23 protein-coding genes and 1 tRNA gene are annotated in these 26,940 nt (G+C 58.2%); 12 read left to right on the top strand and 12 right to left on the bottom strand.

Annotated features, from left to right (window positions below):
• Nucleotides 1-15: 15 nt before the first annotated feature.
• From kdsA to E5K02_RS22130, 3 genes are read right to left on the bottom strand one after another with little or no spacing between them, the layout of a single operon-like run.
• A complete protein-coding gene (gene kdsA, locus E5K02_RS22140) occupies nucleotides 16-840 on the bottom strand; it encodes a 3-deoxy-8-phosphooctulonate synthase (protein ID WP_135398065.1) in 825 nt (274 codons plus the stop codon).
• Nucleotides 841-876: 36 nt separating this feature from the next.
• The gene (locus E5K02_RS22135; protein WP_167856539.1) at nucleotides 877-1,182 is read right to left on the bottom strand and encodes a hypothetical protein; all 306 of its coding nucleotides are present in this window, start codon (nucleotides 1,180-1,182) and stop codon (nucleotides 877-879) included.
• Between the two features lie 7 nt (nucleotides 1,183-1,189).
• A complete protein-coding gene (locus E5K02_RS22130) occupies nucleotides 1,190-1,792 on the bottom strand; it encodes a methyltransferase domain-containing protein (protein WP_135398061.1) in 603 nt (200 codons plus the stop codon).
• A gap of 112 nt (nucleotides 1,793-1,904) precedes the next feature.
• Between E5K02_RS22130 and E5K02_RS22125 the strand changes: the two genes are divergently transcribed.
• Nucleotides 1,905-2,852: a hypothetical protein gene (locus E5K02_RS22125; protein WP_135398059.1), complete on the top strand. Its 948-nt coding sequence runs from the start codon at nucleotides 1,905-1,907 to the stop codon at nucleotides 2,850-2,852.
• A gap of 72 nt (nucleotides 2,853-2,924) precedes the next feature.
• Here the strand turns inward: E5K02_RS22125 and cphA are convergent, their stop codons facing one another.
• The 3 genes from cphA to rpsA all read right to left on the bottom strand — a co-directional run bounded on the left by cphA (nucleotide 2,925) and on the right by rpsA (nucleotide 8,147).
• Nucleotides 2,925-5,564, bottom strand: coding sequence for a cyanophycin synthetase (gene cphA / locus E5K02_RS22120; RefSeq protein WP_135398058.1), 2,640 nt, complete (start codon nucleotides 5,562-5,564; stop codon nucleotides 2,925-2,927).
• Between the two features lie 268 nt (nucleotides 5,565-5,832).
• Nucleotides 5,833-5,903, bottom strand: a tRNA-Cys gene (locus E5K02_RS22115).
• Between the two features lie 216 nt (nucleotides 5,904-6,119).
• Entirely contained in the window at nucleotides 6,120-8,147 is a 2,028-nt protein-coding gene (gene rpsA, locus E5K02_RS22110) for a 30S ribosomal protein S1 (RefSeq protein WP_240737401.1), read from the bottom strand.
• A 176-nt stretch (nucleotides 8,148-8,323) separates the two neighbouring features.
• Here rpsA and E5K02_RS22105 point away from each other — a divergent pair, with 176 nt between their 5' ends.
• Both E5K02_RS22105 and E5K02_RS22100 read left to right on the top strand, forming a co-directional pair.
• Nucleotides 8,324-8,944, top strand: coding sequence for a hypothetical protein (locus E5K02_RS22105; RefSeq protein ID WP_135398057.1), 621 nt, complete (start codon nucleotides 8,324-8,326; stop codon nucleotides 8,942-8,944).
• Between the two features lie 206 nt (nucleotides 8,945-9,150).
• The gene (locus E5K02_RS22100) at nucleotides 9,151-10,035 is read left to right on the top strand and encodes an alpha/beta fold hydrolase (protein WP_135398055.1); all 885 of its coding nucleotides are present in this window, start codon (nucleotides 9,151-9,153) and stop codon (nucleotides 10,033-10,035) included.
• Nucleotides 10,036-10,122: 87 nt separating this feature from the next.
• Here the strand turns inward: E5K02_RS22100 and E5K02_RS22095 are convergent, their stop codons facing one another.
• From E5K02_RS22095 to tsaD, 6 genes are all read right to left on the bottom strand, one after another.
• Nucleotides 10,123-11,190 carry a fatty acid desaturase family protein gene (locus tag E5K02_RS22095; protein ID WP_135398053.1) on the bottom strand — a complete coding sequence of 356 codons (1,068 nt, stop codon included), beginning with the start codon at nucleotides 11,188-11,190 and terminating at the stop codon, nucleotides 10,123-10,125.
• Nucleotides 11,191-11,384: 194 nt separating this feature from the next.
• Nucleotides 11,385-12,452, bottom strand: a complete 1,068-nt coding sequence (locus E5K02_RS22090; RefSeq protein WP_135398051.1) for a fatty acid desaturase family protein — start codon at nucleotides 12,450-12,452, stop codon at nucleotides 11,385-11,387.
• Nucleotides 12,453-12,715: 263 nt separating this feature from the next.
• Entirely contained in the window at nucleotides 12,716-13,213 is a 498-nt protein-coding gene (locus tag E5K02_RS22085) for an HNH endonuclease (RefSeq protein WP_135398049.1), read from the bottom strand.
• 230 nt (nucleotides 13,214-13,443) lie between these two features.
• Complete coding sequence (locus E5K02_RS22080; protein ID WP_240737400.1) at nucleotides 13,444-14,247, bottom strand: C40 family peptidase; 804 nt, start codon at nucleotides 14,245-14,247, stop codon at nucleotides 13,444-13,446.
• Nucleotides 14,248-14,402: 155 nt separating this feature from the next.
• Nucleotides 14,403-14,876, bottom strand: a complete 474-nt coding sequence (gene smpB / locus E5K02_RS22075; protein WP_100338930.1) for an SsrA-binding protein SmpB — start codon at nucleotides 14,874-14,876, stop codon at nucleotides 14,403-14,405.
• Nucleotides 14,877-15,059: 183 nt separating this feature from the next.
• Entirely contained in the window at nucleotides 15,060-16,070 is a 1,011-nt protein-coding gene (gene tsaD / locus E5K02_RS22070) for a tRNA (adenosine(37)-N6)-threonylcarbamoyltransferase complex transferase subunit TsaD (RefSeq protein WP_135398047.1), read from the bottom strand.
• Nucleotides 16,071-16,311: 241 nt separating this feature from the next.
• On the opposite strand from tsaD, the gene E5K02_RS22065 reads away from it, so the two are divergent.
• From E5K02_RS22065 to E5K02_RS22025, 9 genes are all read left to right on the top strand, one after another.
• Complete coding sequence (locus tag E5K02_RS22065; protein ID WP_135398045.1) at nucleotides 16,312-20,913, top strand: translocation/assembly module TamB domain-containing protein; 4,602 nt, start codon at nucleotides 16,312-16,314, stop codon at nucleotides 20,911-20,913.
• A gap of 88 nt (nucleotides 20,914-21,001) precedes the next feature.
• Nucleotides 21,002-21,895, top strand: a complete 894-nt coding sequence (locus tag E5K02_RS22060; protein ID WP_135398043.1) for a cell division protein FtsX — start codon at nucleotides 21,002-21,004, stop codon at nucleotides 21,893-21,895.
• An 88-nt stretch (nucleotides 21,896-21,983) separates the two neighbouring features.
• A complete protein-coding gene (locus tag E5K02_RS22055) occupies nucleotides 21,984-22,301 on the top strand; it encodes a DUF3098 domain-containing protein (RefSeq protein ID WP_135398041.1) in 318 nt (105 codons plus the stop codon).
• On the top strand, nucleotides 22,302-23,090 hold the full coding sequence (locus E5K02_RS22050; RefSeq protein WP_135398039.1) for an undecaprenyl-diphosphate phosphatase: 789 nt from the start codon (nucleotides 22,302-22,304) through the stop codon (nucleotides 23,088-23,090). It begins immediately after the preceding gene.
• Nucleotides 23,087-23,899 (top strand): tRNA pseudouridine(55) synthase TruB, encoded by an 813-nt coding sequence (gene truB, locus E5K02_RS22045; RefSeq protein WP_135398037.1) that lies wholly within the window; start codon nucleotides 23,087-23,089, stop codon nucleotides 23,897-23,899. The genes E5K02_RS22050 and truB overlap by 4 nt, the downstream gene beginning before the upstream one ends.
• A gap of 55 nt (nucleotides 23,900-23,954) precedes the next feature.
• Nucleotides 23,955-24,908 carry a bifunctional riboflavin kinase/FAD synthetase gene (locus E5K02_RS22040; protein WP_135398035.1) on the top strand — a complete coding sequence of 318 codons (954 nt, stop codon included), beginning with the start codon at nucleotides 23,955-23,957 and terminating at the stop codon, nucleotides 24,906-24,908.
• Between the two features lie 227 nt (nucleotides 24,909-25,135).
• Entirely contained in the window at nucleotides 25,136-25,840 is a 705-nt protein-coding gene (locus E5K02_RS22035; protein ID WP_135398033.1) for a CoA transferase subunit A, read from the top strand.
• 12 nt (nucleotides 25,841-25,852) lie between these two features.
• Entirely contained in the window at nucleotides 25,853-26,182 is a 330-nt protein-coding gene (locus tag E5K02_RS22030) for a cupin domain-containing protein (protein WP_135398031.1), read from the top strand.
• A 50-nt stretch (nucleotides 26,183-26,232) separates the two neighbouring features.
• Nucleotides 26,233-26,892 (top strand): 3-oxoacid CoA-transferase subunit B, encoded by a 660-nt coding sequence (locus E5K02_RS22025; protein WP_135398029.1) that lies wholly within the window; start codon nucleotides 26,233-26,235, stop codon nucleotides 26,890-26,892.
• The last annotated feature ends 48 nt before the right edge of the window (nucleotides 26,893-26,940 follow it).

Below are 26,940 nucleotides of genomic sequence, written 5' to 3'. Positions count from 1 at the left end.
CCAACAACCCAACTTTTACCGAACAGCTTCCCGCACGCGGGTCAGCTTTACCAGCAAGTCTTCCAGTTGATCCAGGGCCAGCATATTGGCCCCGTCCGACTTGGCCGTGGCGGGAGTCGGGTGTGTTTCGATAAAGAGCCCATCGGCACCGACGGCAATAGCCGCTTTGGCAATGGTTTCAATCAGGGCGGGCTGCCCCCCGGTAACCCCGCTGGCCTGGTTGGGGCGCTGCAAGGAGTGGGTCACGTCCATTACCACGGGTACGCCGAAACTGCGCATAGCGGGCAGGTTGCGAAAGTCAACTACCAGATCGGAATAGCCGAAGGAGTTGCCCCGATCCGTGAGAATCACGTGCGCATTGCCCGACTGCTGAATTTTATCCACGGCAAACTGCATGGACTCACCGCTCAGGAACTGTCCTTTTTTCACGTTGACCACCTTGCCGGTTTTGGCCGCGGCCACCAGCAAGTCGGTTTGCCGACACAGAAAGGCCGGAATCTGCAGCACGTCGACGTACTCGGCGGCTAAGGCGGCCTCCTCCGACTCGTGAATGTCGGTTACGGTAGGCACCCCAATTTCCCGCCCTACCTTCTGCAAAATGCGCAGGGCCGTTTCGTCGCCGATGCCCGTGAAAGAATCGAGGCGGCTACGGTTGGCTTTGCGGTAGGAGCCTTTGAAAATGTAGGGAATCTGGAGCTTGTCGGTCATGTGCTTGACCCGTTCGGCTATGCGCAAAGCCATATCCTCCCCTTCTATCACGCAGGGACCAGCCATCAGAAAAAACTGGCCGGAGTTGGTATTGCGGAAATGGGGCAGCGTGGTGGCGAGAGATTCTATCATGGAAGTAAAAAACACGGAATGTTGGTTTCAGAAAAATCAGCGGGCTTTGCGCCGGGGCGAAGCTCGATACAGCTTGTACGCCGTGAGCAGCAACAGTAAAGTCAGAGCGCCAAACAAGAGCGTTAAGCCCAGTGCCACGCGCACGATGTTATCATCGTAAATGATGCCGGTTTGCGGATTCACGTACTGGCCGGCAGCATCGTAAGGCAGCCCCTGCCGCACCATAAACAACCGCCCAGCCCAGATGGTAGCGGTGGCACACACCAGAGCGAGCAACACGTTCATCACCTTACCGAGGAGGGTAATGAATTGCGGGGGACGGACAGGTTGGGGGCGGTTCATGCAGCTGTCATTTCTTCTTCAAACACATAAACAACTCCCGCCCTTGCCGGGGCGGAATAGAATTGTGGGCGGAGCTGAAGTGTACAAAGTCGAAATACGGCGCAAAATACGATTCATATTCGGCCCGGCTGCCACCAAAGGGCGGACCCGGCTGGCTGAACACTGTGTCGAACAGCAGGCCCATGAGGGTGCCACCGGAGCGCAGCAGGGCGGCGCATTGCTGGGCGTAAGTCGGCCGCAGGCTCGGGTTGAGGGCGCAGAAAAAGGTTTGCTCCACGATCAAATCGTAGGCGGAATCGGCAGGCAGCGTAAAAAAATCCTGTTCCAAGAGGTGTTCAGCCGGAAAATCCGGAACCCGTTGTTGCAGGTCCCGTAAGGCTTCGGGAGCTATATCAGCCACGAAAACATTGTTGTAGCCTGCAGTATGCAGATATTCAGCCTCATAGCCCCGCCCGGCCCCCGGAATAAGAATTTTACTAGTCCGTGGCAGGCTCAGCTGGTCAAAATAATCCCGCAGGGGCGGCGTTATGGCGCCAGCGTCCCATCCGGTTTGCCCCGCCACGTAGCGTGCATTCCAATAATTGGCATCAAGCTCTACATCTGATTGCATACGGATGGAGTATTTACTCGCGAAACTTGCCTAGGTAGGCAATCCCTTTATTTTTGTGCATAAAGGTAACCCACCGCCCGAACAGTCCGGGCCTCATTTAACCCCCTCCGCAATGGAACAAAACCAAAGCACCGAGCCAAAGAACAACAACCGTGTCCTACTGATCGTGGCCCTTATCCTGGTCCTGCTAGGCATCAACGGCGTGCTGTTCTACATGAACCAGCAGAAGGGCAAACAGAATGAACAACTCACGGCTGACCTGAAAGTAAAGGATTCGAAGCTGGAAGAGCAGATCAAGCAGTACGAGGCATTGAAAGCCGACTTCGAGCGGCAAAGCCAGGAAGTGCAGGGCATGGGACTGGCCAACGACTCACTGGAAGCTAAAATTGCGGCCATCAATGCCGACTTGCTCAAGCTGCGTTCCTTTAAAGCGGGTAGCTTCTCCATTGCCGAGCAGCGCCGCTTCAAGCAACGGGCGGCTAATTTTGAAAACCAGCTGCGAAAGAAAGACGAAGAAATTGCGCAGCTGAAGAGCGACAACGAAGCGCTGTATACGGAGACCACTACGCTGAAAGAGCGGCAGAACCGCCTGACGGACACCATCACGACGGTGGTGCGCTCGAACCAGGAGCTGGCCGAAAAGGTGAGCATTGCCTCCCGCCTACTGGCTGAGAATATCCGCGTGGGTGTTATCAATGCCCGCAACAAGGAAAAGGACGACGACGACAACGAGTTCCGGGCTAAGCGCGTGGAGAAAGTGAAAGTAACTTTCAACCTGGGCCGCAACGACGTGTCGCCAAAGGAAACCAAGGAAATCATGATGCGCCTGATCGAGCCGGATGGGGCTGCGCTGTACAATCTGAGCACCGGCGGCGGCACTTTCATGATTGACGGCTCGGAAGCTTTTTACACGGCCAAGCAGGACATCGTATTTGACAACACCCGCCAGCCTGTGCAGTTTGTTTATGCCAAAGGAGCGCCCTACAAAACGGGCCTGCACACGGTAGAACTTTACTCCGGCGGGGTTATGATTGGCAAATCGACCTTTACGTTGAAGTAAGTTTCCCGACCTGCCTTCAACAAAAAAGCCCGGCTGACTAGCCGGGCTTTTTTGTTGGGTTGCTTTAACGTTCTACGAAGCCAGCACCGGAATGCGCGACTCGAACTCGTCCAGCTTCTGCAGGGTAGCTTTGATGTTCTCGGTAAAGAGCACCACTACTGAGCCCGGCTTGGCGGTGTTTAAGACGTGGTCAATGGCGTCCATTTCGTCTTCGATGTAGGTAATGGGCAGCTCGGGCTTATCCAGACGCAGACCACGGGTCATAATCTCCTTAAGCTCCTCTTTGGTCTTGCCGCGCAGGTCACGGTCCTGCCGCAGCACAACTTCGTCGAAGATCTTACCCGCCACGCGCGAGAAGCTCAGCGTGTCTTCGTCGCGCCGGTCTCCCAGGCCCGATACCACGCCTACCTTATGCGTGGCCTCGGTAGCATTCAGAAATTCGGCGAATTTCTCGATACCGTGCGTGTTGTGCGCGTAGTCGACGATAACCTCAAAAGTGGGAAACTTGTAGACATTCATCCGGCCCGGTGTTTTGGCCGCCGAGGGCACGAAGGTGCGCAGGGCTTGCTTGATGTCGTCCTTGTCGAAGCCGTAGCAATAGCAGGCCAGCGCTGCTGCCAAGGCATTTTCAATGTTGAAGGTAGCGCGGCCTCCGAAAGTAATGGGAAACTCCGCGGCCCGGCCGATGCGCAGCTTATAGCTGTTTTTATAAATGGTGATGTAGCCTTCTTCGTACACGGCGGCCAACCCTCCATTTTCAGCGTGCTCCCGAATGCGGGAGCTATGCTCATTCATGCTGAACAAGGCCACCCGGCATTCCAGCTTCTCGCGCATGGCATATACCAGGTCGTCGTCAGCATTCAGCACGGCCCAGCCGTTTTTGCGCACCGTCCGGGGCAGCACCCCTTTCACCTGCGCCATTTCCTCGACGGTATAGATGTCGCGCATGCCTAAGTGGTCGGCTGCCACGTTGGTTACCACGGCTACGTCGCAGGTGTGAAAACCCAGACCCGAGCGGAGCATCCCGCCCCGGGCGGTTTCCAGCACGGCAAAGTTTACTGTGGGGTCTTTCAGCACAAACTCGGCGCTTTGCCCACCGGTGCAGTCGCCGCTCTGCAGCTGCACGCCCTGAATGAAAATGCCGCTGGTGGTGGTATGGCCTACCTTATAGCCTTGCGAGGCTACGATGTGCGAAAGCAGCAGTGTGGTGGTGGTTTTGCCGTTAGTACCGGTTACGGCGAAGATTGGGATGCGGGCGTTTACTCCGGGCGGAAACAGCATGTCGACAACCGGCTCGGCTACGTTGCGGGGCAGACCATCAGCCGGAGAAATATGCATCCGGAAACCCGGCGCAGCATTAACCTCAATAACGGCACCGCGCGTCTCGTTTAAGGGAATGGCAATGTCGGAGGTTAGTACGTCGATGCCGCAGATGTCGAGGCCTACTATACCAGCGACACGCTGTGCCAGCAATACGTTGTAGGGGTGCACCAAGTCGGTTACATCGGTGGCCGTACCACCGGTGCTGATGTTGGCCGTGCTTTTCAGGTAAAGCTGTGTCCCAGCCGGCAGCACCGATTCCAGGGTCAGATCCTGGGCCTTGAGAATATCGAGCGTATGCTGGTCAGCCTTGATGCTGGTCAGGACCTTTTCGTGGCCAATACCGCGGCGGGGGTCCTTGTTGACTTCATCAATCAGCTCTTGAATGGTGTTGGTCCCGTTGCCGGTAACAGCAGCCGGAGTCCGTTTGGCGGCGGCAATGAGCTTGCCGTTCACAACCAGCAGGCGGTGGTCGTCGCCTTCGATGAACTGCTCAACAATAACGGCTCGTGAGTACACCTGGGCCGCTTTCAGGCCTTCCAGCGCATCTTCCCAATTGGTGATGCGAATGGTAGCCCCCTTGCCATGGTTACCGTCCAGCGGCTTGGTCACGATTGGGTAACCCAAATCCTCCACGGCATCCCGTAGGCCCGCTTCCGAATACACGGTGGTACCCGTGGGCACCGGCACCCCGGAGTCTTTCAGCATGGCCTTGGTGCGGTTCTTATTGCCCGCCACCTCTACCCCGGCATGCGAGGTATAGCTGGTCGTTGTGGCCCAGATACGCTTCTGGTTGACTCCGTAGCCCAGTTGAATGATATTGCTGTTCTTGAGCTGAATGTAGGGAATGTTGCGGGATGCCGCTTCCGAGACGATGCTCCACGTGCTGGGCCCGACAAACTCGTCTTCGCGAATCTCGTGCAGCTCGTCCACAATCTGCTGGACTTCCACGGTTTTGCCCTGGCATAAGTCGTTTACCAGCTGCACGGCGGCTTCGGCGGCTACGCGGCCGGCCCGCTCCTCTTGGTAGCAGAACACGACGAACTCCACCCCGGGCTGGTGGGCCGGATACGATTTGCCCCAAAACACTGGCATACCCGCCATACGCTGCAGCGCCAGCGCCACATGTTGAATAACATGGCCCAGCGGCTCGCCATCCTGAAGCTGCTCGGCTGTCAGGGGGGGATGTTTCTGCTGAGACTTTTCTGTGTCCGAAGGCAGATAATGGTCTAATTCCGGCAGGAGAGCGGGCAACTGCTCAGCCAGTGCGGGAAAAGTATTTGACCATGCATCTGCCTGATCTTCCAAGTCTACCTTCATTACAATCAGCTTGTAATGTTTTACAGACCAGTAGCTCGGACCGCGCATTGTGCGAAGATCAATGATTTTCATAGGGGAATGGCAGAAAGGAATAGGTAGGTGCGCGTTCTTACGCGGAAATGAAATGTAGGGATTATAGTTTAGGATACCTGGCTTCGCCCTGTTTTTACGCATTGCCCACAAACTGATTCAGTTTCAGCGAATCAACTACCCATCATCCGTATAAATCCCGGCAAAAAATATGGATAGATTACTATATGCCCGGAATTAAAAGCAAAAAACCCCGGTCGGGGCTAATCGACCGGGGTACAGAGCTACTGAAAACAGGAACTAAAAAGAGAGGTGACGAGCGGATTCGAACCGCTGTAGGAGGTTTTGCAGACCTCTACCTAGCCACTCGGTCACGTCACCGGGTGTGGATTGGGTTGCAAAGCTACGGCATATTCTTCCTTTTCCAAATCAACCGGGTGTTTTTCGTTCCCGCTAGGCTTAATCCGTTGGCTTTCTGGCAGAAGAAATATGTGGGCAGCTACTGGGTGTAAGCGCCGCACGAACTGGGCGGCGGCAATCCATAAAAAAGGCCCTGGATTACTCCAGGGCCTCTTCTATTTTCGACTTCAAGCAAGCTTAGGCTTTCTCTTCGTCTTTCTGGTCAGCGTCATCGTTCGACAGAGCGTGCTTCACCGTGTCAACTACGTCGCCGGCAACCTCGGTCACCTTGTCCAGCGCGGCCGAAGCAGCACCAGTTACGGCAGCCAGGATACCGCCTTCGGCAGGAGCCTCAGCGGCGGGAGCCTTGGCCTCGGCCGAAGCCTGCAGCTTCTGCTCGCCAGCCTGACGCTCGGTACCCATCATCTTGTCGCGCAGCGCCGACAGAGCGTCCAGGTCACCCAGGGTCGACTTCTCGCCAGCGGCGGGCTTCTTGAGGTCGCTCAGCTTGCCTTCGCCCTGAGCAGCAGCACCGGCACCGCCGGCGGGCTTCTTCTTGGCGAATTTCGAAGCGCGGCTATCCTCTTCGGCCTGCTGGTTGTAAGCAGCCGTGTGCGACAGTACGATCCGACGGTCATCCTTCGAGAATTCCACTACGCGGAAGTCCAGCGATTCGCCGTTCTCAGCCTGCGAGCCGTCTTCTTTCTGCAGCGACTTGGGGTAAGCGAAGCCCTCGATGCCGTAAGGCAGCTCGAGCACGGCACCCCGGTCGTTTTTCTCGGTGATGGTAGCCTTGTGCACCGAGCCGGGGGTGAACACCGTCTGGAACGTATCCCAGGGGTTTTCTTCCAGCTGCTTGTGGCCCAGGGCCAGACGACGGTTGGCTACGTCGAGCTCCAGTACCTGCACGTCCAGACGGTCGCCCACCTTCACCATTTCGGAGGGGTGCTTGATCTTCTTGGTCCACGACAGGTCGGAAACGTGCACGAGGCCATCAACGCCTTCTTCCAGCTCTACGAACAGGCCGAAGTTGGTCAGGTTGCGCACCAGACCGTTGTGCTTAGAACCTACGGCGTACTTCGTGCCGAAGTCAGCGCGGGTCCATGGGTCTTCGGTCAGTTGCTTGATGCCCAGGCTCATCTTGCGGTCTTCGCGGTCGAGGGTCAGGATCTGAGCCTCCACTACGTCGCCCTGCTTGATGAAGTCCTGCGGGTTGCGCAGGTGCTGGCTCCAGCTCATTTCCGAAACGTGGATCAGACCTTCAACGCCGGGGATGATTTCCATGAACGCGCCGTAATCAGCTACGTTCACGATACGGCCTTTCACCTTCGAGCCTACGCCCATTTCGGCGACGAGCGAATCCCATGGGTGGGGAGTCAGCTGCTTCAGGCCGAGCGAGATACGCTTCTTGGCTTCGTCGAAGTCCAGAACAACCACGTTGAGTTTCTGGTCGAGCTGCAGAACCTCCGAAGGGTGCGCGATGCGGCCCCACGAGATGTCCGTGATGTGCAGCAGACCGTCGACACCACCCAGGTCGATGAACACACCGAAGTTGGTCATGTTCTTGATAACGCCCTCGAGGATCTGGCCTTTCTCCAGGTTGTTGAGGATAGCTTCGCGCTGCTTCTCGAGGTCTTTCTCGATCAGGACTTTGTGCGATACTACTACGTTGTCGAAAGCGGCGTTGATTTTCACAACCTTCACTTCCATACGACGGCCGACATAAATGTCGAAGTCACGGATAGGCTTCACGTCAATTTGCGAGCCGGGCAGGAAGGCCTCTACGCCGTCCAGATCCATGATCAGACCACCTTTGGTCCGACGCTTTACTACGCCTTCGAGAATGGTGTCATTCTCCAGAGCGTCGTAAATCGACTTCCAAGCCTGCTTGATCTTCGCCTTCTTGCGTGACAGGATCAGCTGGCCGTTTGAGTCTTCCTGGTCTTCGATGAATACCTCTACCTGGTCACCGATTTTGAGGTCGGTCAGGTCGCGGAATTCCGACAGGGGCACGAGGCCGTCCGACTTAAAGCCGATGTTCAGGATAACGTCGCGGTCGGTGATACCAACTACGGTACCTTTTACCACTTCTTCTTCCTGGACGGTCGTCAGCGTGTCGCCGTACATTTTTTCCATCTCGGCGCGCTGGTCGGCGGTATAGTTACCACCAAACTGCGAAGCTCCGACGTTGTCCCAATCGAAGTTGTCAACTACTTCTACTGCCATAATACTGGTTGATCCTACTATACACGGCCGGCTTAGGATCAAATCCGGGTCCGCGTTATGAGTAACTTCCTGAAGCTCAGCTCCAGACCCCGCCACCCTGGCGGGGCGGCAAAGATACGGAGTTTGCGGCAAGTTTCCCACAGCTGGAAGCACTTGAAAAGCACTACTTTGACGGCATGAAAAACCGGCTGCTTTTGGGAACGTTGGCCGTGCTGCTGGGGGCTTGCTCGAAAGCGCCCGACATCCACTCGCCGGAGTCGGAGTACTACCGCCAGCAGGAAGCGCAGGTGCTGGTAGATCTGTTTGAGGAAATTATTGCTCCCGGGGAGTACATACCTCTACCTCCACCCCCACCGGGCACCACCTCCAAGCTACCCTACGACACGGTGTACTATGACCTATATGTAGCAGATCGGTTAATACCCCTCAAAGAACATTGGAACTATAGGCATCTTAGGAATAAGAGCGACAGGGCTGATTCCGCTGAGCAGTTGTTGGCAAAACTCACGGATTCAATCACCACATCAGTTCCTATTCCATTGGAAGTAGTCACGCTTACTAAGCACCATAATTTCTACGTGGGTTCCAGTGTCAAGCCCGTTGTACGCGGCGAAAACTCCAAACCCAAGGCGCATCTTCTTTTCTCTCGCATAAGCTTTAACAGAACCTTCACAGCAGCTTGCTTTTTGCAGGACTACGGATGCGGCAGCGAGTGTGGTGGCGGGACGTTAATATTTGCCAAGAAGATGAGCGGTCGGTGGCGTATCACGAAGCGTTGGCACCTATGGGTTTCGTAGCAGTTACTGTTCTCCTCCCATACAAAATATTCTCCGCCAAATAATATTTCGTCGGGCTGTAGGGAGAGTTCAACGGCTGGGCTTTCTGCTTTGTAGAGAAAAATGCATTAGGGGCCTGTGGGCACTGTAAGCACAACTGTAACTCCTACCGCAGGTGAACAGTACACACCCTTACTCTAGTGTTCTACAACCACACCCCTATTCTCATGAGCTACATCAAAGTCGGCCAGGATGCTAATGGCCAAGACATCAGACTGCACTATACCGACCAAGGTCAGGGCAAACCCGTCGTACTGATTCACGGCTGGCCGGCTTCCTATGAAATGTGGGAGTACCAGTTGGCCGAGTTGCCCAAGCACGGCCTCCGCGTTATTGCCTACACCCGCCGCGGCTTCGGTCAATCGACTAAAACCTGGGAAGGCCACGAATACGATACGCTGGCCGATGACTTGAAGGCCGTGCTCGAGGAGTTGAATCTGCAGGACGTGACCCTAGTGGGCTTCTCAATGGGCGGCGGCGAAGTGGCCCGCTACATGAGCCGCCACGGCGGGGCCCGCGTCAGCCGGGTAGCCTTCGTATCGGCCGTGACGCCCTTCCTACTCCAAACCGACGACAACCCTGACGGAGCCCCCAAGGAAAACTTCGACAAGATGATTGAGGGCATCCGCAAAGACCGGTTCGATTTCCTTTCCACCTTTGGGAAGCAGTTCTTCGGCGTAGGCGTCATCAGCCACCCCGTCAGCCAGCCCACGCTCGACTGGATGCAGTCTATCTGCCAGCTGGCCTCGCCCCGCGCCACCGAGCAGGACGTGTACGCCTTTGCCGCTACCGACTTCCGCCAGGACCTGCAAAGCCTTAAGGTACCGGCGCTGGTTATCCACGGTACCAGCGACGACACGGTGCCACATAAAGTAAGCGGCAAGCGCATGACGCAGTACGTGCCTCATGCCCAGTATGTAGAGTACGACGGGGCCCCCCACGGCTTGTTTGTAACGGAAAAGGACCGTCTCAACCAAGACTTGTTGAACTTTATCGGGGTGGCGCCGGCAAATGCAACGGCTGGCTCCGCCGCTGCCAGCCGGGCCTTCTAGGCTAATTCCGAATTGTAATCATAGGTAATCAGAAAAGGCCTGCTCCATGAGCAGGCCTTTTTTTGTTCTTCGTGCTGAAATCAGGCGTTAAGCAGCCCGGCCCATCTGGCGCAGAAAGGAAACGTGGGAAGCTACGGCGTAGCGCATCTTGGGGTATTCGATATACTCCACCCCGTACTCGCCGCACATCTGCTTGATGATCTTGCTGATGGCGGGATAGTGCACGTGCGAAATCTTGGGAAACAAGTGGTGCTCGACCTGGAAGTTCAGCCCGCCTACCAGCCAGCTGATCAGGCGGTTTTCGGTGGCGAAGTTGGCCGTCGTCTTGATCTGGTGAATAGCCCACTCATCTTCCATTTTACCCGTCGTTTCGTGGGGCATGGGGAAGGCGGTATGCTCCACGGTGTGGGCCAGCTGAAACACCAGGCTCAGCACCAGGCCGGCGAAGCACGTCGTGACGGCAAAGCCGGCCAGCCAGCCCAGGAAGCCAACTGTGTAAATCGGCAGGGCAATGTAGAGAAAGAGATTCAGCACCTTGAAGCCCCAGAAAATGAGGTGGTCGGCCGTATCCATCTTCTTGAGCGGCATATCCCCGATTTTCTTGGTGAAGTACTTCTGGTAGTCCATCACAAAAATCCAGGAAATGTAGAGCATGCAGTACAGAAACCAGAAATAGAGGTGCTGAAAGCGGTGCAGCTTGTAGTGAGGCTGCCCGGCACTCATGCGCATCCAGGGCCGGATGTCGATATCGTCGTCGGCGCCCTCAATATTGGTGTACATGTGGTGAATCACGTTGTGCTTGGCGTTCCACATGTAGCTGCTGCCACCCAGGATATTGAGGGTAAAGGCGGCAAAATGATTCAGCCACTTGTGGCTGCTGAACGAGCCGTGGGCCCCGTCGTGCATCACGTTAAAGCCAATGGCCGAAATAACGCCCCCCAGCAGCACGCACTCGAGCAAGGCCAGGGCCGTAGCCGGCGTGAAAAACACGAGGTGCACGTAGAGCAGCACAAAGCAGGTGGTCAGCAGCAGCGCTTTGCCCACGATGCTGAAGCCGCCCGTGCTAGACTTGCCGGCTTCTTCGAAATATTGGTTGGTGCGGGCTCGTAACTCGGCGTAAAAGTTACGCGGAGGAGCAAATTTGGGAAGTGACATCAGCAAGGATGGTTGGTTGTGCAACCCGGCTGCGGGGCAGCGTGGGTCAGCGCCGAGGCCGAGGCTTCCAGCACTTATTCTGACGTCCACACCTTGCGGATATCTACTCTACTTTCTTGGGAAAGTCAACAAGACCAACGAAAAAGCCGAGCTTTTAGTTTGCAGCTCGGCTTTTGATCTTTATTTCGGCAGGGTTACGCCCGGCCCATCTGGCGCAGAAACGACACGTGGGAAGCTACGGCGTAGCGCATCTTGGGGTACTCGTTATAGGTTACCCCAAACTCCTGGCACATCTGCTTGATGATCTTGCTGATTTCAGGGTAATGCACGTGCGAAATCTTGGGAAACAAGTGGTGCTCGACCTGGAAGTTCAGCCCGCCTACCAGCCAGCTGATAACCTTATTGTCGGTGGCGAAGTTGGCCGTCGTCTTGATCTGGTGAATGGCCCACTCGTCTTCCAGCTTGTTGGTGGTTTCGTGGGGAATCGGGAAAGCCGCATGCTCTACGGTATGGGCCAGCTGGAATACCAGGCTCAGGCAGAAGCCCGCCACGCAGCCAAACACGATAAAGCCGACCAGCCAAGCCCAGAAACCGACCAGGTAAATCGGCAGGGCCATAAACAGAAACAGGTGCAGGGCCTTGAAACCCCAGAAGACGCCCTGGTCGGTGGCCGTCATTTTCTTAATCGGCACCTCCCCTATCTTGCCTTTGAAGTACTTCTGGTAGTCCATGAAGAAAATCCAGGCAATGAAGAGCAGGGCGTAGAAAAACCAGAAGTAGAGGTGCTGGAACCGGTGAAAGCGGTGGCGGGGCTGGGTCGAGCTCAGGCGCAGCCAGGGCTGGGCATCAATGTCGTCGTCGAAGCCGTCCACGTTGGTGTACATGTGGTGAATCAGGTTGTGCTTCATGTTCCACATAAAGCTGTTGCCTCCCATCACATTCAGCGTGAAAGCGGCAAACTGATTTACCCACTTGGATTTGCTGAACGAGCCGTGGGCCCCGTCGTGCATCACGTTGAAACCGATGGCCGAGCCGACGGCGCCCATCAGGGCGCACTCTACAACGGCCAGCAGGGCCGATGGCGTGTAGAACACGACGTGGACATACAACGCCACGAAGGCCCCGGTCAGGATAATGGCTTTCACAAACAGGCTGGTGGTGCCCGTCTGCTCCTTACCCGACTCCTCGAAGTAAGCGTTGATACGGTTTTTTAACTCGGTGTGAAAAGAGCGGGAAGCCGCAAACTTGGGTACTGCTGACATGAACTGAAGCTGGGTGGACTGCTGCAAAGATACCGCATCTAACAGCAGCTGCACCGTAATTGGTGCGTCCACCCCAGGATTTTGCACAATTCCAAAATCAATTCAATCAGCCGGGGCGGAGCTTCACCTTGCTGCTCTGCTACTTAGGCGTTGGCTGCTTTTCACGCCGGCCCGTGCGCTTGTTTGCCCACGCAAGCAGAGCTGGCAGGCTTACTTCGGCTGGTAGCCGGGCACAAAAAAGCCGGAAGCAGCTGCTCCCGGCGTTAGTTGGTTAGATACGGATGCCAGTTCTGGTCGATGGTGCCGGCACTAAGCCTGAGAAAACCGGATAAGGTTGGCTTTTTGGGCACCTGTCTGATGGTAAGGCCAGCTTCTTGAGGGGTGCGGTGGCCCTTGGCGTGGTTGCAGCGGGCACAGGCCGTCAGCAGGTTGGTCCACGACGAGTCGCCGCCGCGGGAACGGGGCAGCACGTGGTCCAGCGTCAGGTTTTTAGTGGAGCCGCAGTACTGACACTCGAAATGGTCCCGCTTCATAATGTTATGCCGGCTCAGGGCAATGCCCTTGTAGGGCACGCGCACGTAGCGCTGCAAGCGGATAATGCTGGGCTTGGGATAGGCAGAGGAAATCGTACGCAGCACCCCGTGGTCCGACTTGGCTATCATCTCGGCTTTATCCAGAAACAATAGCACAAAAGCCTTCTGCACGCTGCACAGCGTAATGGCGGTATAGTCGCCATTGAGAACTAGCACTTTTTGGTCCATACGCTCGGTGAAATAATCATCTGATACAGCGAAAGCTAGATGATTCTAAGCGTATTAACAATAGCGGCGGGCTTAAGTTTCCTTTCGCTAAAGTGGCTGGAAAGCTCCGCTATATAGCCGATTTACGGTACCGGCGGGCCCATGCTGGGGAATGTTAAGAAATGGACGCAACAGGCCCGGGTAAGGCTGTTCAGTCTCGCCCGGGCCTGTTGCGCATAAACACATTACCCCTATTCGGCCAAGATGCGCTTGATCAGGCGGAGCTTGTGGGAGTATTTCTGGGCTTTGCGGTTGAAGATGCCGTTGTGGTCCAGCGGGTCGATGCGGACTTCGCCGCTGGCGTGCAGAATCTGCTGGTCGTCGAGCACGAGGCCCACGTGCACGATGTTGCCGTCGGCGTTGTCGAAGAAGGCCAGGTCGCCGGGCTGGGTTTGGGAGACGAAGTGCACGGTGCGGCCGTGGTCAATCTGCTGGCGGGCGTCGCGGGGGAGCTGCACCCCGATCAGGCCGTAGAGCTGCTGCACCAGGCCCGAGCAGTCGACGCCGAAGAGGCTACGGCCACCCCAGAGGTAGGGAGCCTTCAGAAAAATCTGGCCGGCTTTGAGCAGCAGCGCCAAGCGCTTCTCGGGGGGGCCTTGCAGGCCGTGGCCGTTCTGAGGGTTGGTGGCCGCGCCGTTGTAGAAGTAGGTTTCCTCCCCCAGGCGCAGGGTCATGCCGTCAAAAAAGGGCAGGCGGGCCCCCATGGTTACCGGGATGCGCACCTGGGCATTGCTCACGACCTGCACCACATCGAGACTGCGCGGGTGGTCCTGGGCGCTCCAGGCCGCCAGGTACTCGCTGGTCACGGGCTGGTGCTGCTTGGGGTCCATCCAGCCCACGTAGTTGTCGGCCGTGGTCCGGATTTGCTGCCAGTTGCCCTGGGTAATGAGCACGGTGTAACAGTCGCCAAAAATCAGCTGGGTGACAATTTCGGCTTTATCCGAGGGCTCGGCCCGCACCGGCACGACGCTCAGGGCGCAGATTCCGTGGTTCAAAGTGGTGAACTGGTGAAGTGGTAAAATGGTGAGTTGTCGTTCAGCGGGGCTGAAGTATACGAGCGGGCATCACCGAATTATTGCAAATATCCACGAAACTCCCGCTTAAAAGCCAGTCGGCCAAATATCTTCCCTAAAACACACTATTTCACCACCTAGTATTCCCGGGCGCGGTCCATTTCGCGCTTCTGGTCTTTGGCCTTGATGTCGTCGCGCTTGTCGAAGAGCTTTTTGCCTTTGGCCAGGGCAATTTCGAGCTTGGCAAAACCCCGGTCGTTGACAAACAGGCGTACGGGAATGATGGTGACGCCCTGCTCCTGGGTTTTGTTGGCGAGCTGGCGCAGCTCCTTTTTGTTGAGCAGCAGCTTCCGCTCCCGCTTCGGCTCGTGGTTGTTGTAGGTGCCCAGCGTGTACTGCGAGATGCTCAGGTTGTGCACCCACAGGGAACCGTCGGGGTGGAAGGTGCAGAAACCGTCCTGCATGTTCACGTTGCCTTCCCGAATGCTTTTTATTTCGGTGCCCTGCAGCATCATGCCCGCGTCGTATTTGGCCAGGAAGCTGTATTCGTAGCTGGCGCGGCGGTTCAGGATATTAACGCGCTTGGGGGTATCGTCTTTTTGTTTGGCCATGGTAGGGTGCAAAAGCCCCGGCCGGCCGAAGCTCTTCCGGGGTACTATACTTATAGAGTAGCGTAGGTACGCAAATTCGCCGGCTTGGGCGAACCGAATAGTGTATGAACGCCGAGCGGGCGCCTGTCGTTGGTCAACCGCAATTAACCCGGGCAGGGCCATTAGACACGCGAATACGCCGCCCTAGGTGAGCTTCAGGCGCGGGTCGGGGCTGACGAGGGGCTCGGCAAAGTCGCCGGCCTGGTACTGGAAGTGGGCCGTCATGGCAACCATTCCGGCATTGTCGGTGCAAAACTCGAAGTCGGGAATGAACACCTCCCAGCCTTTCTCAGCCGTTAGCTCGGTTAGAGCCGCCCGCAGGCCGGAGTTGGCCGCCACGCCCCCGGCCAGGGCAATTTGGGTTAGGTTGTTATCCTGAGCGGCTCGCACGAGTTGGCGCAGCAGGGTTTGAATGATGGTGTGCTGAATGCTGGCACAGAGGTCGGGCAGGTTTTCGGCGACGAAGTCCGGATTCTGGGCCGTTTGCTGCCGCAGAAAATACAGCACCGAGGTTTTCAGGCCGCTGAAGGAAAAGTCGTAGCCCGGCATGGCGCCCACCGGAAACGGGAAGCGCGTAGGATTACCCAGCTTGGCCTGCTTGTCCAGGTGCGGGCCGCCCGGATACGGCAGGCCGAGCAGCTTGGCGGTTTTATCGAAGGCTTCCCCGGCGGCATCGTCGATGGTTTGGCCGATTACCTGCATGTCCATCGGGCTGCGCACCACGACCAGCTGGGTGTGGCCCCCGCTGACGGTCAGGCACAAAAACGGAAACGCCGGCCGGGGCGCCCGGATGAAATGAGCCAGGATATGAGCCCGCATATGGTTGACGGCAATCAGCGGTTTATCCAGGGCCTGGGCGAAGGTTTTGGCAAACATACTGCCCACCAATAACGAGCCCAGCAGGCCGGGCCCCTGGGTAAAGGCCACGGCGTCGAGGGCGGATTTGTCTACCTTTGCCCGGCGCAGGGCTTCCTGCACTACCGGAATCAGGTGCTGCTGGTGGGCGCGCGAAGCCAACTCGGGAACCACACCGCCGTATTGTTCGTGCACTTGCTGCGTGGCTACCACGTTGGCGAGGATTTCGCCGCCGGCCATAACGGCGGCCGACGTATCATCACAGGAAGACTCGATAGCCAGAATGACGGGGGAATGCATGCGGAAATAGTCAAGAGGTAGTAGCAGGCAGTTAGGCGCTTTTGGGCCGCTGCCTGCACAAATTATAGTACAAAGGTCGTTTAAAACACTAAACCAACACATTTGTCACGTGTCAGGATTCTTTGATACGGCGCGGGCCGGAGCTGGAATTGTTTTGCAGCTTATCTTATTTCCCAGGCAGCCATTGAGGTAAATCCCGCATCTTCGTCCCGTAAGCTCAACATTTTCCAGCTCTGTTTCTGTGCCCCGCTTCGTCTCCGTCACGCTCAAAATTCTGCTAAGCCTGCTCCTGCTGCTGGGCTTGGTGGTGGGCGGCGTGCTGTTGGCCCTGCGCATTCCGAGCGTGCAAACCAACCTGGCGCACCGGGCCGCCACTATCCTGACCGATAAGCTGGGGCAACGGGTGATTGTGGGCCGGGTAGATGTGCGACCCTTTACCCGCGTGGTGCTGGAAGGCGTGCGGGTGCTGGACCGGCAGGGTGGCGAGCTATTCAACATTGGCAAGGCCGATGCCGACATTGAGCTGTTTTCGATGTTTGACCCCCGCCACCTCCACGTGGGCAAGCTCACGCTGGAGGAGCCGCGCTTCTCGCTGATTACCTACGCCAATCAGCCCGATTCGACCACACTCGACCAGTTCATTGGAGCTGTGAAACGCCTGATCGGGCCCACCGATACGACCAAGGTTTCCAAGCCTTTCGATTTTCAGATTAAGGCCATTGGCCTGCGCAACGGGCGCTTCGTACTCGACCGCAAAGACGTGGCCCGGGCCGAAACCTACGGCCGCACCATCGACTACGCCCACATGTTTATCGACAGCGTATACGCCGACGCCTCCCAGCTTTGGCTGCGCGGCGACACGATTCACGCCCAGATTGACGGGCTGCGGGCCGTGGATATTCCCTCGAAAACCCGGTTAAAGGAGCTGACGGCTAATATGACCTACGCCGACAAGTTCTGGGAATTTGCCGGCCTGGATTTGCGCGTGGGTAAGAGCCAGTTGCGGCCCTACATCAAGTTCGAGTACCAGCACTTCCTCAACTTTGTCGATTTCAACGATTCGGTGAAAGTCACGGCCCGGCTGGATTCGTCGCGGGTGTACTCCGACGATATTGCCTCCTTCGCGCCCCAGCCTTTTATTCGGGATCTGAAGGAAACCGTGCTGCTTTCGGGCGAGGCCAAAGGCTACGTCACCAATTTCACGACCAAGAACCTGGACGTGACCTACGGCCGCAACACCCACGTGCGGGGCAATATTAACGTGCAGGGCCTGCCCAATTTGAAAGAGAGCTTCGTGGAAATGCGCCTCAAGCCCTCCGTTATCGACGGGCGCGACATCAAGCGCTACATTCCGGCCTCGGGCTGGCCCTACGTGGCGCGCCTGGGCACGGTGCGCCTCAACGGGCAATTTCTGGGCTTCTACAACGACTTTGTAGCCAACGGCGCCTTCCGCACGGCCCTGGGCGAGGTGGTGTCGGACGTGAATATTAAGTTTAAAACCGACCCGGCCTACTCCACTTACGAAGGACAGGTCAAGACCACGGCCTTTCAGCTGGGCAAGCTGCTGGGCGACGAAAGCACAGTGCGCGACATTACCATGAACGGCCGCGTGGAAGGCGTGGGCTTTACGCCCGAGCGGGCCCGGCTCAAGGCCAACGCCAGCGTGCAAAGCATCTGGCTCAACGGCTACCGGTTCCGCAACATTACCACCAACGGGCAGTTCAGCCGGCAGTCGTTCGACGGCAAGCTGGCCGTAAACGACCCCAACCTGCAAATCGACGCCAACGGGACCATCGACCTGAACAAAGCCCGGCAAGCCTTCGACGTGGAAGCCCGGGTGCAGCGGGCCGACCTGCGGGCCCTGGGCCTGACCAAGCAAAGCGTGGTAGTAGCCACCACGGCCGACGTGAAATTCCAGGGCCTCAAGCTCGACGAGCTAATCGGCCGCATTGTGCTGCGCAACTCCCGCCTCAGCTTCGCCGGCCGCACCGTGCCCATCGATACCTTCGACGTGGTCAGTCAGCGCACCGGGGCCCAGCGCCGCCTCACCGTCCGCTCGGAAGTACTGAATCTGACGGCCAACGGCAACTTCAACTTTACGGCCGTGGCCCGCGACGTGCAAACCCTGCTGACCGAGTACCAACTCAACTTTGAAAGCAACGACGCGGCCATTGCCAGCTACTACCGCCGCAAGCAGCAGCGCCCCACGCCCGAGTACCAGATTGCCCTGGACCTGTACCTGAAGCAAGCCAACCCCGTGCTGCGCCTGTTCCTGCCGGGCCTGACGGTGTCCGACTTTTCCCGTATCGACGGCTCCTTCCGCAACGGACCGACGTCCATTTTCGCGCTGGGCGGGCACTTCAACAGCATCCAGTACGACAGCGTGCGGGTGTTCAACACCGACTTTGAATTCAACACCTCCAAGCTGCCCTACCAGCCCGAAGTGCTGGCCCAGGCCAACATTACCTCCGAGCGGCAGGTGCTGCCCGGTTTGGGTAAGACGGAAAAATTCTACGTGGAAGGCGTCTGGGACCAGGAACGCATCAACTTCTCGACCTCTCTGGCCCAAACCAATTCCACCAACAAAGCGGCCATCAACGGCTCCCTGGCCTTTTTGCCCCAGGCCGTGCAGATTGTCTTCCGGCAGTCGGGTGTGAACCTGCTGGGCAAGGACTGGACCATTGCGGCCAGCAACTCGGTCATTATTTCGGGTCGGGGCAAGGAATTCGACATTCAAAACTTTACCCTGAGCAATGGCTTGCAGAGTATCAGCGCCCAGGGCTTTATTTCCAACGACCCCAGCAAGCAGCTGCAGCTGGCCGTCAAGGACTTTGACCTGACGACGCTGAACCCGCTGACGGACCAGAATGTGGCGGGCCGCGTGAATGCCGCCGGCACCATTAGCGGCGTGTACGGCCCCCTGAAAATCAACAGTACCCTCGGCGTCGACTCCCTGCAGTTCGACGACGTACTCATTGGCAACGTGCGGGGTAGCAGCGAGTGGAACAACCGCAACGGCCAGCTGCTGATTGACATGGACGTGCTGCGCGAGCAGCTGCGGGTGGTGCGGGTAGCGGGCACCTATTCGCCCCAGGCCAAGGAGCAGCAGCTCAACCTGACGGCCGTACTCGACAATGCCCCTGTGAAGCTGGCCGAGCCCCTGCTCAACTTCCTCTTCAAGGACATGGGCGGCACCGCCGCGGGCACCCTGCGCCTGACCGGCCGCCTGGCCGCCCCCAACCTGGTGGGCAACGTGGACGTGACCAACGGCAAGCTGACCTTCACCTACCTGGGCACCACCTACACCTTCTCCGACCGAATCCGGTTTCAGGAAGACCGCATCAATTTCCGCTCCATTCGACTGCGCGACCCGCTGGGCAATTCGGGCGTGCTGGATGGCAATATTTTCCACCAGGGCTTCCGGAACATGCGCCTGGGCCTGCGGGCCAATTTCAATAAGCTGCTGGTACTCAACACCACCCGCAAAGACAACGAGCTGTATTTCGGGACGGCCTACGCCACCGGCGACGCCGTGCTGTTTGGCCCCTCCGATAACTTAGTTGTGAACGTGCGGGCCCGCAGCGACGCCGGCACCCGCCTGTCGTTGCCGCTCGACAACGCCGCCAAAGCCCAGCAGGCCAGCTACATCAAGTTCGTCAACCGCAACCTGACTGATACGCTGACCACCGTGAAAGTGCCCACCGCCGCCGCGGGCCAGGTGGATTTGTCGGGGATACGGCTGAACATGAACCTGGACGTGACGCCGGACGCCTACATTGAGATTTTGCTCGACGAAAGCACCGGCGACATTATCCGGGGCACGGCCGCCGGGCAGCTGCGCCTCAACATCGACACCCGCGGCGACTTCAACATGTTCGGGCAGGTCGAGATTGTGCGCGGGGCCTACAACTTCACCTTGCAGGGCCTCATTAACAAGGAATTTGTGGTGCGGCCCGGCGGCATTATTTCCTGGAACGGCGACCCGCTGGCCGGCGAGATGAACGTAACAGCCGCCTATACCCAACGAACCTCCCTGGCACCTATTCTGGGCCAGGCGGCCATCAACAGCCGGGCCGTAGTGCCGGTGACGGCCGTAATGAACCTGACCGGCCCCCTGCTGCTGCCCATTATTCGCCTGAGCCTGGAGTTCAACGATGCGCCCTCGTCCCTGGAAGGCGACCTGACGGCCTTTACCTCTTCGCTGCGCAACGACGAACAGGAACTCAACCGGCAAGTGTTCAGCCTATTGGTATTCAAGCAGCTTTCCCCGCCGGGCCAGTTCACCCAGATCAGCTTGCGCGGCAACGACAATACGGTACAGAACAGCCTGGGCCAGATCTTGTCGACCCAGCTGGGCCTGCTTACTTCTCAGATCGACCAGAACCTGGAAATTGACTTCAACATCAACGGGCTGTCTTCGGAACAGCTGCAGGAGTTGCAGGTGCGCCTGAGCTATAGTTTCCTCAACGGCCGGCTGCGCGTGACCCGGGAAGGGGGCTTCAACACCAGTGCCAATACAACGAACCCCACGGGCACTGACCCCGGCACACCCAACGCCGCCGGTCAGGCCTCCCTGCTCGGCGACCTGAGCCTGGAATACTACCTGCGGCCCGACGGAAAGTTCCGGGCCAAACTGCGCTACGAAACCACGCCCCGCGACTTCAACCCCGACCAGGCCGCGCTTACCAACCAGGCCCGGGCCGGCGTCAGCTTGCTGCACACCGAGCAGTTCGACTCATTCCGGGAGCTGTTTTCGCGCAAGCGGCTGCGCCGCCGCGAAGCAGCCGCCCGCAAAGCCCGGGAAGTGCTCAACGTCGACGACGACCCGCGCACGGTGCTTTAAGCTGAGCCCAATATTGATTGATGCTTATTGGACATTGAACAATAACAATCAACTCCCAACAATCACCAATCAACCTTACCTTTGCCGCATGGCCCAAAACCGCCCGACCCGCAAGAAAAAGCTCGGTAGCTACCCCCACCTGATGGTAGTGTTCAGCATTACGCTGTCCTTGCTGGTCATTGGCTTGTTTGGCCTGTTGCTGATTCACGCCCACAAGCTGAGCAACCTGGTCAAGGAAAACATTGAAATGCAGGTGTATCTGGACCGGGACTTGCCCGAAACCCAGCTGCTGCGCCTGCAGCAGGACTTGAGCCGCAAAAAGTACGTGGCCTACAAAGACGACCAGCCCCAGGTGCGCTTTCTTTCCAAAGAAGAGGGTGCGAAGCAGTTTCTGGAGCAAACGGGGGAAGATGCCGAGCAGTTTCTGGGCGACAATCCGTTGCGCGATGCTTACTTACTGAAAATCAGCGCCGAATACACCGACTCTACCCAGATGCGGCGCATCGTGCAGGAACTGCGGGCCGAGCCGGGCGTGTACGAAGTAGAGTACGTGCAGAGCTTTATCGACTCGGTGAACAAGAACCTGCGCAAAATCAGTCTGGTGCTGCTGGGCTTCGCCTTGGTCTTGACGCTGGTCGTGACCGTGCTGATTAACAATACCATCAAGCTGGCCCTGTTTTCCCAGCGCTTCCTGATTCGGAGCATGCAGCTGGTGGGCGCCACCTCCTTTTTCATTCAGCGGCCTTTTCTGCGCCGGGCTACCTGGCAAGGCTTTGCCAGCGGCGCTATTGCCGCGCTGCTCCTGCTGGCCCTGCTCCAATATGCCTATTTGCAACTGGAAGAGCTGCGCCTGCTGCGCGACGAACGGCTGATTGCGGCCCTGATGGTAGGCATGGTGCTGCTGGGCTGTGGCATCGGCTTTCTGAGCTCCTACCGCGCCGTGCGCAAGTACCTGGGCATGTCGCTCGATGATTTGTATTGATTTTTTAGCGGTTAGTTGCTGGTTGTCAGTTGGTACTTCGAACTGCTGCCTACTTCTAACAACTGACTACCAACAACTAACAACGAATATGGAACCGACTCAAACTCCCCGCTTTGCCTTCGGCAAGCGCAACTACCGCCTGATGTACCTCGGGCTGGCCGTGCTGGCGGCCGGCTTTATCACCATGACCCTGGACTCGGCCGACTACGGCGAAGGATTCCTGGGCATCACGCTGGGCCCGATTTTGCTGGCCGTGGGCTTTATCATCGAGTTCTGGGCCATTATGGCCAAGCCCGGCGACACTCCGCCCGCCGCTACCGACACGATTACCCGCACCGAAACCGCTTCCCAGCCTGCCGCCCCCGTGGCCCCGGCCCCCACGGCTCCTACCTACAAGCGTCCCTAAATGAACTACTGGCACGCCCTGATTCTGGCTATTGTCGAAGGCTTAACTGAGTTTTTACCCGTTTCCAGCACCGGCCACATGATTATTGTGGCCAACCTGCTGGGTATCGGCCAATTGCCCTTTACCGAAACCTACATTACCTCTATTCAATTCGGGGCCATTCTGTCGGTGGTGGTGCTCTACTGGCGCCGTTTTCTGCAGAGCTTCGACTTCTACGTGAAACTGGCCGTAGCCTTTTTGCCTTTCGGCCTGCTGGGCTTTCTGCTCAAGGACGTTATTGCCGAGCTGCTGAAAAGCGTGACGGTGGTAGCTACTTCCCTGGTCGTGGGCGGCGTGGTGCTACTCTTCATCGACCGGTGGTTTAGCGAGTCGCGCAAGCAGGTAACCACGCCCAGCACCCTGCAAGCCCTGAAAATAGGCTTGTTTCAGTGCCTAGCCCTGGTGCCGGGCGTATCCCGTTCCGCGGCTACCATCGTGGGGGGCCTGGCCCAGGGCTTCGACCGCCGCTCGGCCGCCGACTTCTCCTTCCTGCTGGCCGTGCCCACCATGTTTGTGATTACGGCCTACGAGATGTACAAGTCTTACAAGGTGAATGCGCCCCTGGCCGAAGACCTCAAGGTACTGGCCTTCGGCAACGTGGTGGCGTTCATTGTGGCGCTGTTGGCGGTGAAGTCGTTCGTGAATTTTGTGTCAAAGTTTGGCTTCCGGGCCTTCGGCTTCTACCGCATCATCGTGGGCATTACCATTCTGGTGATGATTGCGCTGGGCATTAACCTGCACCTGATATGAGCCAGCAACCCCATGCCTTCGACTTCGAAACCGGCGAGGTTTTGCTGCTCGACAAGCCCCTGACCTGGACGTCGTTTGACGTGGTGCGCAAGGTTAAGAACACGCTGCGCATCAAGAAAATCGGCCATGCCGGCACCCTCGACCCGCTGGCTACCGGCCTGCTGATTTTGTGCACGGGCAAGAAAACCAAGCAGATTGACTTGATTCAGGCCCAGGAAAAAGAGTACACCGGCACCTTCCGCCTGGGCCAGACCACGCCTTCCTTCGACCTGGAAACGGCCGTGGATGCCGACCTGCCCTACGCCCACGTTACCCCCGAGCAGCTGCTGGCCGCCGTCCAGGCCTTCACCGGCCCCATTCAGCAGACCCCGCCGTTGTACTCGGCCGTGAAAATCAACGGGGAGCGGGCCTACGAAGTGGCCCGCCGTGGCGACACGGCCGAAATCAAGTCTAAGGAAGTAACCATCAAGGAGTTTGAACTGACCGGCATCAACCTGCCCGAGGTGCAGTTCCGGGTGGTTTGCACCAAGGGCACTTACATTCGCAGCCTGGCCCGCGACTTTGGCCAGCACCTGGGCTGCGGTGCCCACCTGACCAAGCTGGTGCGCACCCGCATCGGGGAGTACCGCGTGGAAGACGCCCTAACCCTGGAAGCTTTGGAAGCCTTGCGCCCCCCGCGCCGCGAAGGAGAAGAAACCCGCCCGCCGCGCCAACCCCGGCAGCGCCTGCCCGAAAAGCGGGCCGGCCTGGAGTTTTACCAAGCCAGCAGCCCTCCTGCCGATTCAGCCCCCGCCGACCCGGCTTCGTAAACACGTGGCCTGGCGGCGGCCCGCTCCTCTATTTATCAATTCGCGTATTTACCCGATGGAAGTCTTTCACGACCCGGCGCAGTTTCCTCACCTTGGCAATGCCACCGTCACGACCGGCACCTTCGACGGCGTGCACCTGGGGCACCAGAAGATTCTGCGGCGGCTGCTGGAAGTAGCCCGGCACCACGGCGGCCCCTCGGTGGTTATCACCTACTGGCCCCACCCCCGCCTGGTGCTGGCCCCGCCCCTGGCCCACCCCCAGCCCCTGAACATTCAGCTGCTTTCGAGCCTGCAGGAGCGCAGCCGCCAGCTGGCCGACTTTGGGGTAGATTACCTGCTGATTGTGCCTTTTACCAAGGAATTTTCGGAGTTGAGCTCGGAAGAATACATCCAGCGAATTTTGCTCGACACGGTCGGTACGCGCAAGCTGGTTATTGGCTACGACCACCGCTTCGGCAAAAACCGGGAGGGCAGCTTTGAGTACCTGAGCCAGCATGCGGAGCGCTACGGCATGGAAGTCGAGGAGATTCCGCGCGAGGATGTGGACGCGGTGGCCGTGAGCAGCACCCGCATCCGCCGGGCCCTGGAGCAGGGCGACATCCTGACGGCCAACCGCTACCTGGGCTACAACTACCCGCTGACCGGCACCGTGGTGCGGGGCAAGCAGCTGGGCCGCACCATCGGCTTCCCAACGGCGAATATGCAAGTGGAAGAGCCGCTGAAGCTGATTCCGGCCCGGGGAGTATATGCCGTGCTGGCTACGACGGCCGCCGGCACTCACCACCAGGCCATGCTCAACATCGGGGTGCGCCCCACCGTAGCCGGCAACCTGGACCAAACCATCGAAACTCACCTGCTCGACTTCGACGGCGACCTGTACGACCAGCCCCTGACGGTGCAGCTGGTGGCCCGCCTGCGCGACGAGCAGAAGTTCAACGGTCTGGATGAGCTCAAAGCTCAGCTGGCGAAGGACGCCGACATGGCCCGCCAGCACTTGGTGGGCGGCTGAGTTACCGCCGATGAAATAAACGGACCGTCATTTCGACCCGCGGGAAGCAGGAGGGCCTGACAAAATATTCTCAGCTGAAGCCCGGTTATCTGAAAAGGCAGCCGGGCTTCCTGTTTCTGCCGCTGCCGCCCCCAAATTGGCATGGCCGCTTCGTGTTTTTTACCGGTTGCCGCGCCTACTCCCCGGCATCTTGCTATTTTCGACCCGCAAACCCTCCTTTCCCACCTATGATTAATAAAGTAGTAGCCGATGCCCAGGCGGCCCTGCACGGCCTCACCGACGGCATGACCCTGATGCTGGGCGGCTTCGGCCTGTGCGGCATTCCCGAAAACGCCATCCAGGAAATTCTGCGCCTGGGCGTCAAAAACCTGACCTGCATCAGCAACAACGCCGGCGTCGATGATTTTGGCATTGGCCTGATGCTGCAAACCAAGCAGGTGCGCAAGATGATTTCGAGCTACGTGGGCGAAAACGCCGAGTTTGAGCGCCAGCTGCTCTCCGGCGAGCTGGAAGTCGAGCTGATTCCGCAGGGCACCCTGGCCGAGCGGTGCCGGGCCGGCGGCGCGGGCATTCCGGCCTTTTACACCCCGGCCGGCTACGGCACGGAAGTGGGCGAAGGCAAGGAAAGCCGGGAGTTCAACGGCAAGATGTACCTGCTCGAAACAGCCTTGCACGCCGATTTCGCCTTTGTGAAAGCCTGGAAGGGCGACACGGCTGGCAACCTGGTGTACAAGGGCACGGCCCGCAATTTTAACCCGATGATGGCCACGGCCGGCAAGATTACCGTAGCTGAAGTAGAGGAACTCGTGCCCGCCGGCGAACTGGACCCCAACCAGATTCACACGCCCGGCATTTTCGTGCAACGCATTTTCCAGGGCAACAATTACGAAAAGCGCATCGAGCAACGCACGGTACGCCCGGCTACCACCTAACGCTGTTGCGCCATGGACGCAAACATCTCCTTGCTGCAAGCCCAGGCCCAGATTAGCCAGGAAGGCAACCCGCCTTTTACAGTGTTGCTGCGCCACGGCAGCATGCGCACGGAGTATTTCGCGCCCAGCGAAGTAGATACTCAAACGCCCCACCCGCAGGACGAGGTCTACGTCGTTATCAGCGGCGAGGCCGTACTCAACCGTAATGGCGAAATGGTGCAGTGCCACGCCCACGACCTGATTTTTGTGCCGGCCGGCCTGCCCCATTTCTTTGAGGTGTTCTCAGCCGATTTTGCCACCTGGGCCATCCTCTACGGTCCCATTGGCGGGGAAGAGGCCTAAGTCGGGCACTTCTCCACGTTCACCCCCCTTGTTTCCCACCCTTGTTTCTTATGCTCGACAAACACGGCATTGCCAAACGAATAGCCCAGGAAGTAAAAGACAACTCCTACGTCAATTTGGGAATCGGTATTCCCACGCTGGTGGCCAACTACATTCCGGCCGGCATCAACGTGGAGCTGCAAAGTGAAAACGGCCTGCTCGGCATGGGCCCCTTCCCCACCGACGACCAGGTAGACCCCGACCTGATCAACGCCGGCAAGCAGACCGTCACGACGCTGCCCGGCTCCAGCATCTTCAGCTCGGCCGACTCCTTCGGCATGATTCGCGGGGAACACGTAGACCTGACCATTCTGGGCGCCATGGAGGTGTCCGAAACCGGCGACATTGCCAACTGGAAGATTCCGGGCAAGATGGTGAAAGGCATGGGCGGGGCCATGGACCTGGTGGCCTCGGCCAAAAATATCATTGTGGCCATGCAGCACGTGGCCAAGGATGGTAGCAGCAAGCTGCTGCCCGCCTGCACCCTGCCCATTACGGGCCTGCGCTGCGTGAAGAAAATCGTGACCGAGCTGGCCGTGCTCGACGTGACGCCCGACGGCTTTGTGCTGCGCGAGCGGGCCCCGGGCGTGAGCGTCGAGCAGATTCAGGCCGCTACGGCGGGCAAGCTGGTCGTTCCGGCCGCCGGCGTGCCCGAAATGCAGGGCGTGTAGCCCGCTGCGCGTCGCCACCGACCACAATAAAAAGGCCCGCCGGAAAAT

The sequence above is a fragment of the Hymenobacter metallicola genome, from assembly GCF_004745645.1.
In the GTDB taxonomy this organism is placed as follows: Bacteria; Bacteroidota; Bacteroidia; order Cytophagales; family Hymenobacteraceae; genus Hymenobacter; species Hymenobacter metallicola.
This window is presented reverse-complemented; position numbering and strand designations above follow the sequence as displayed.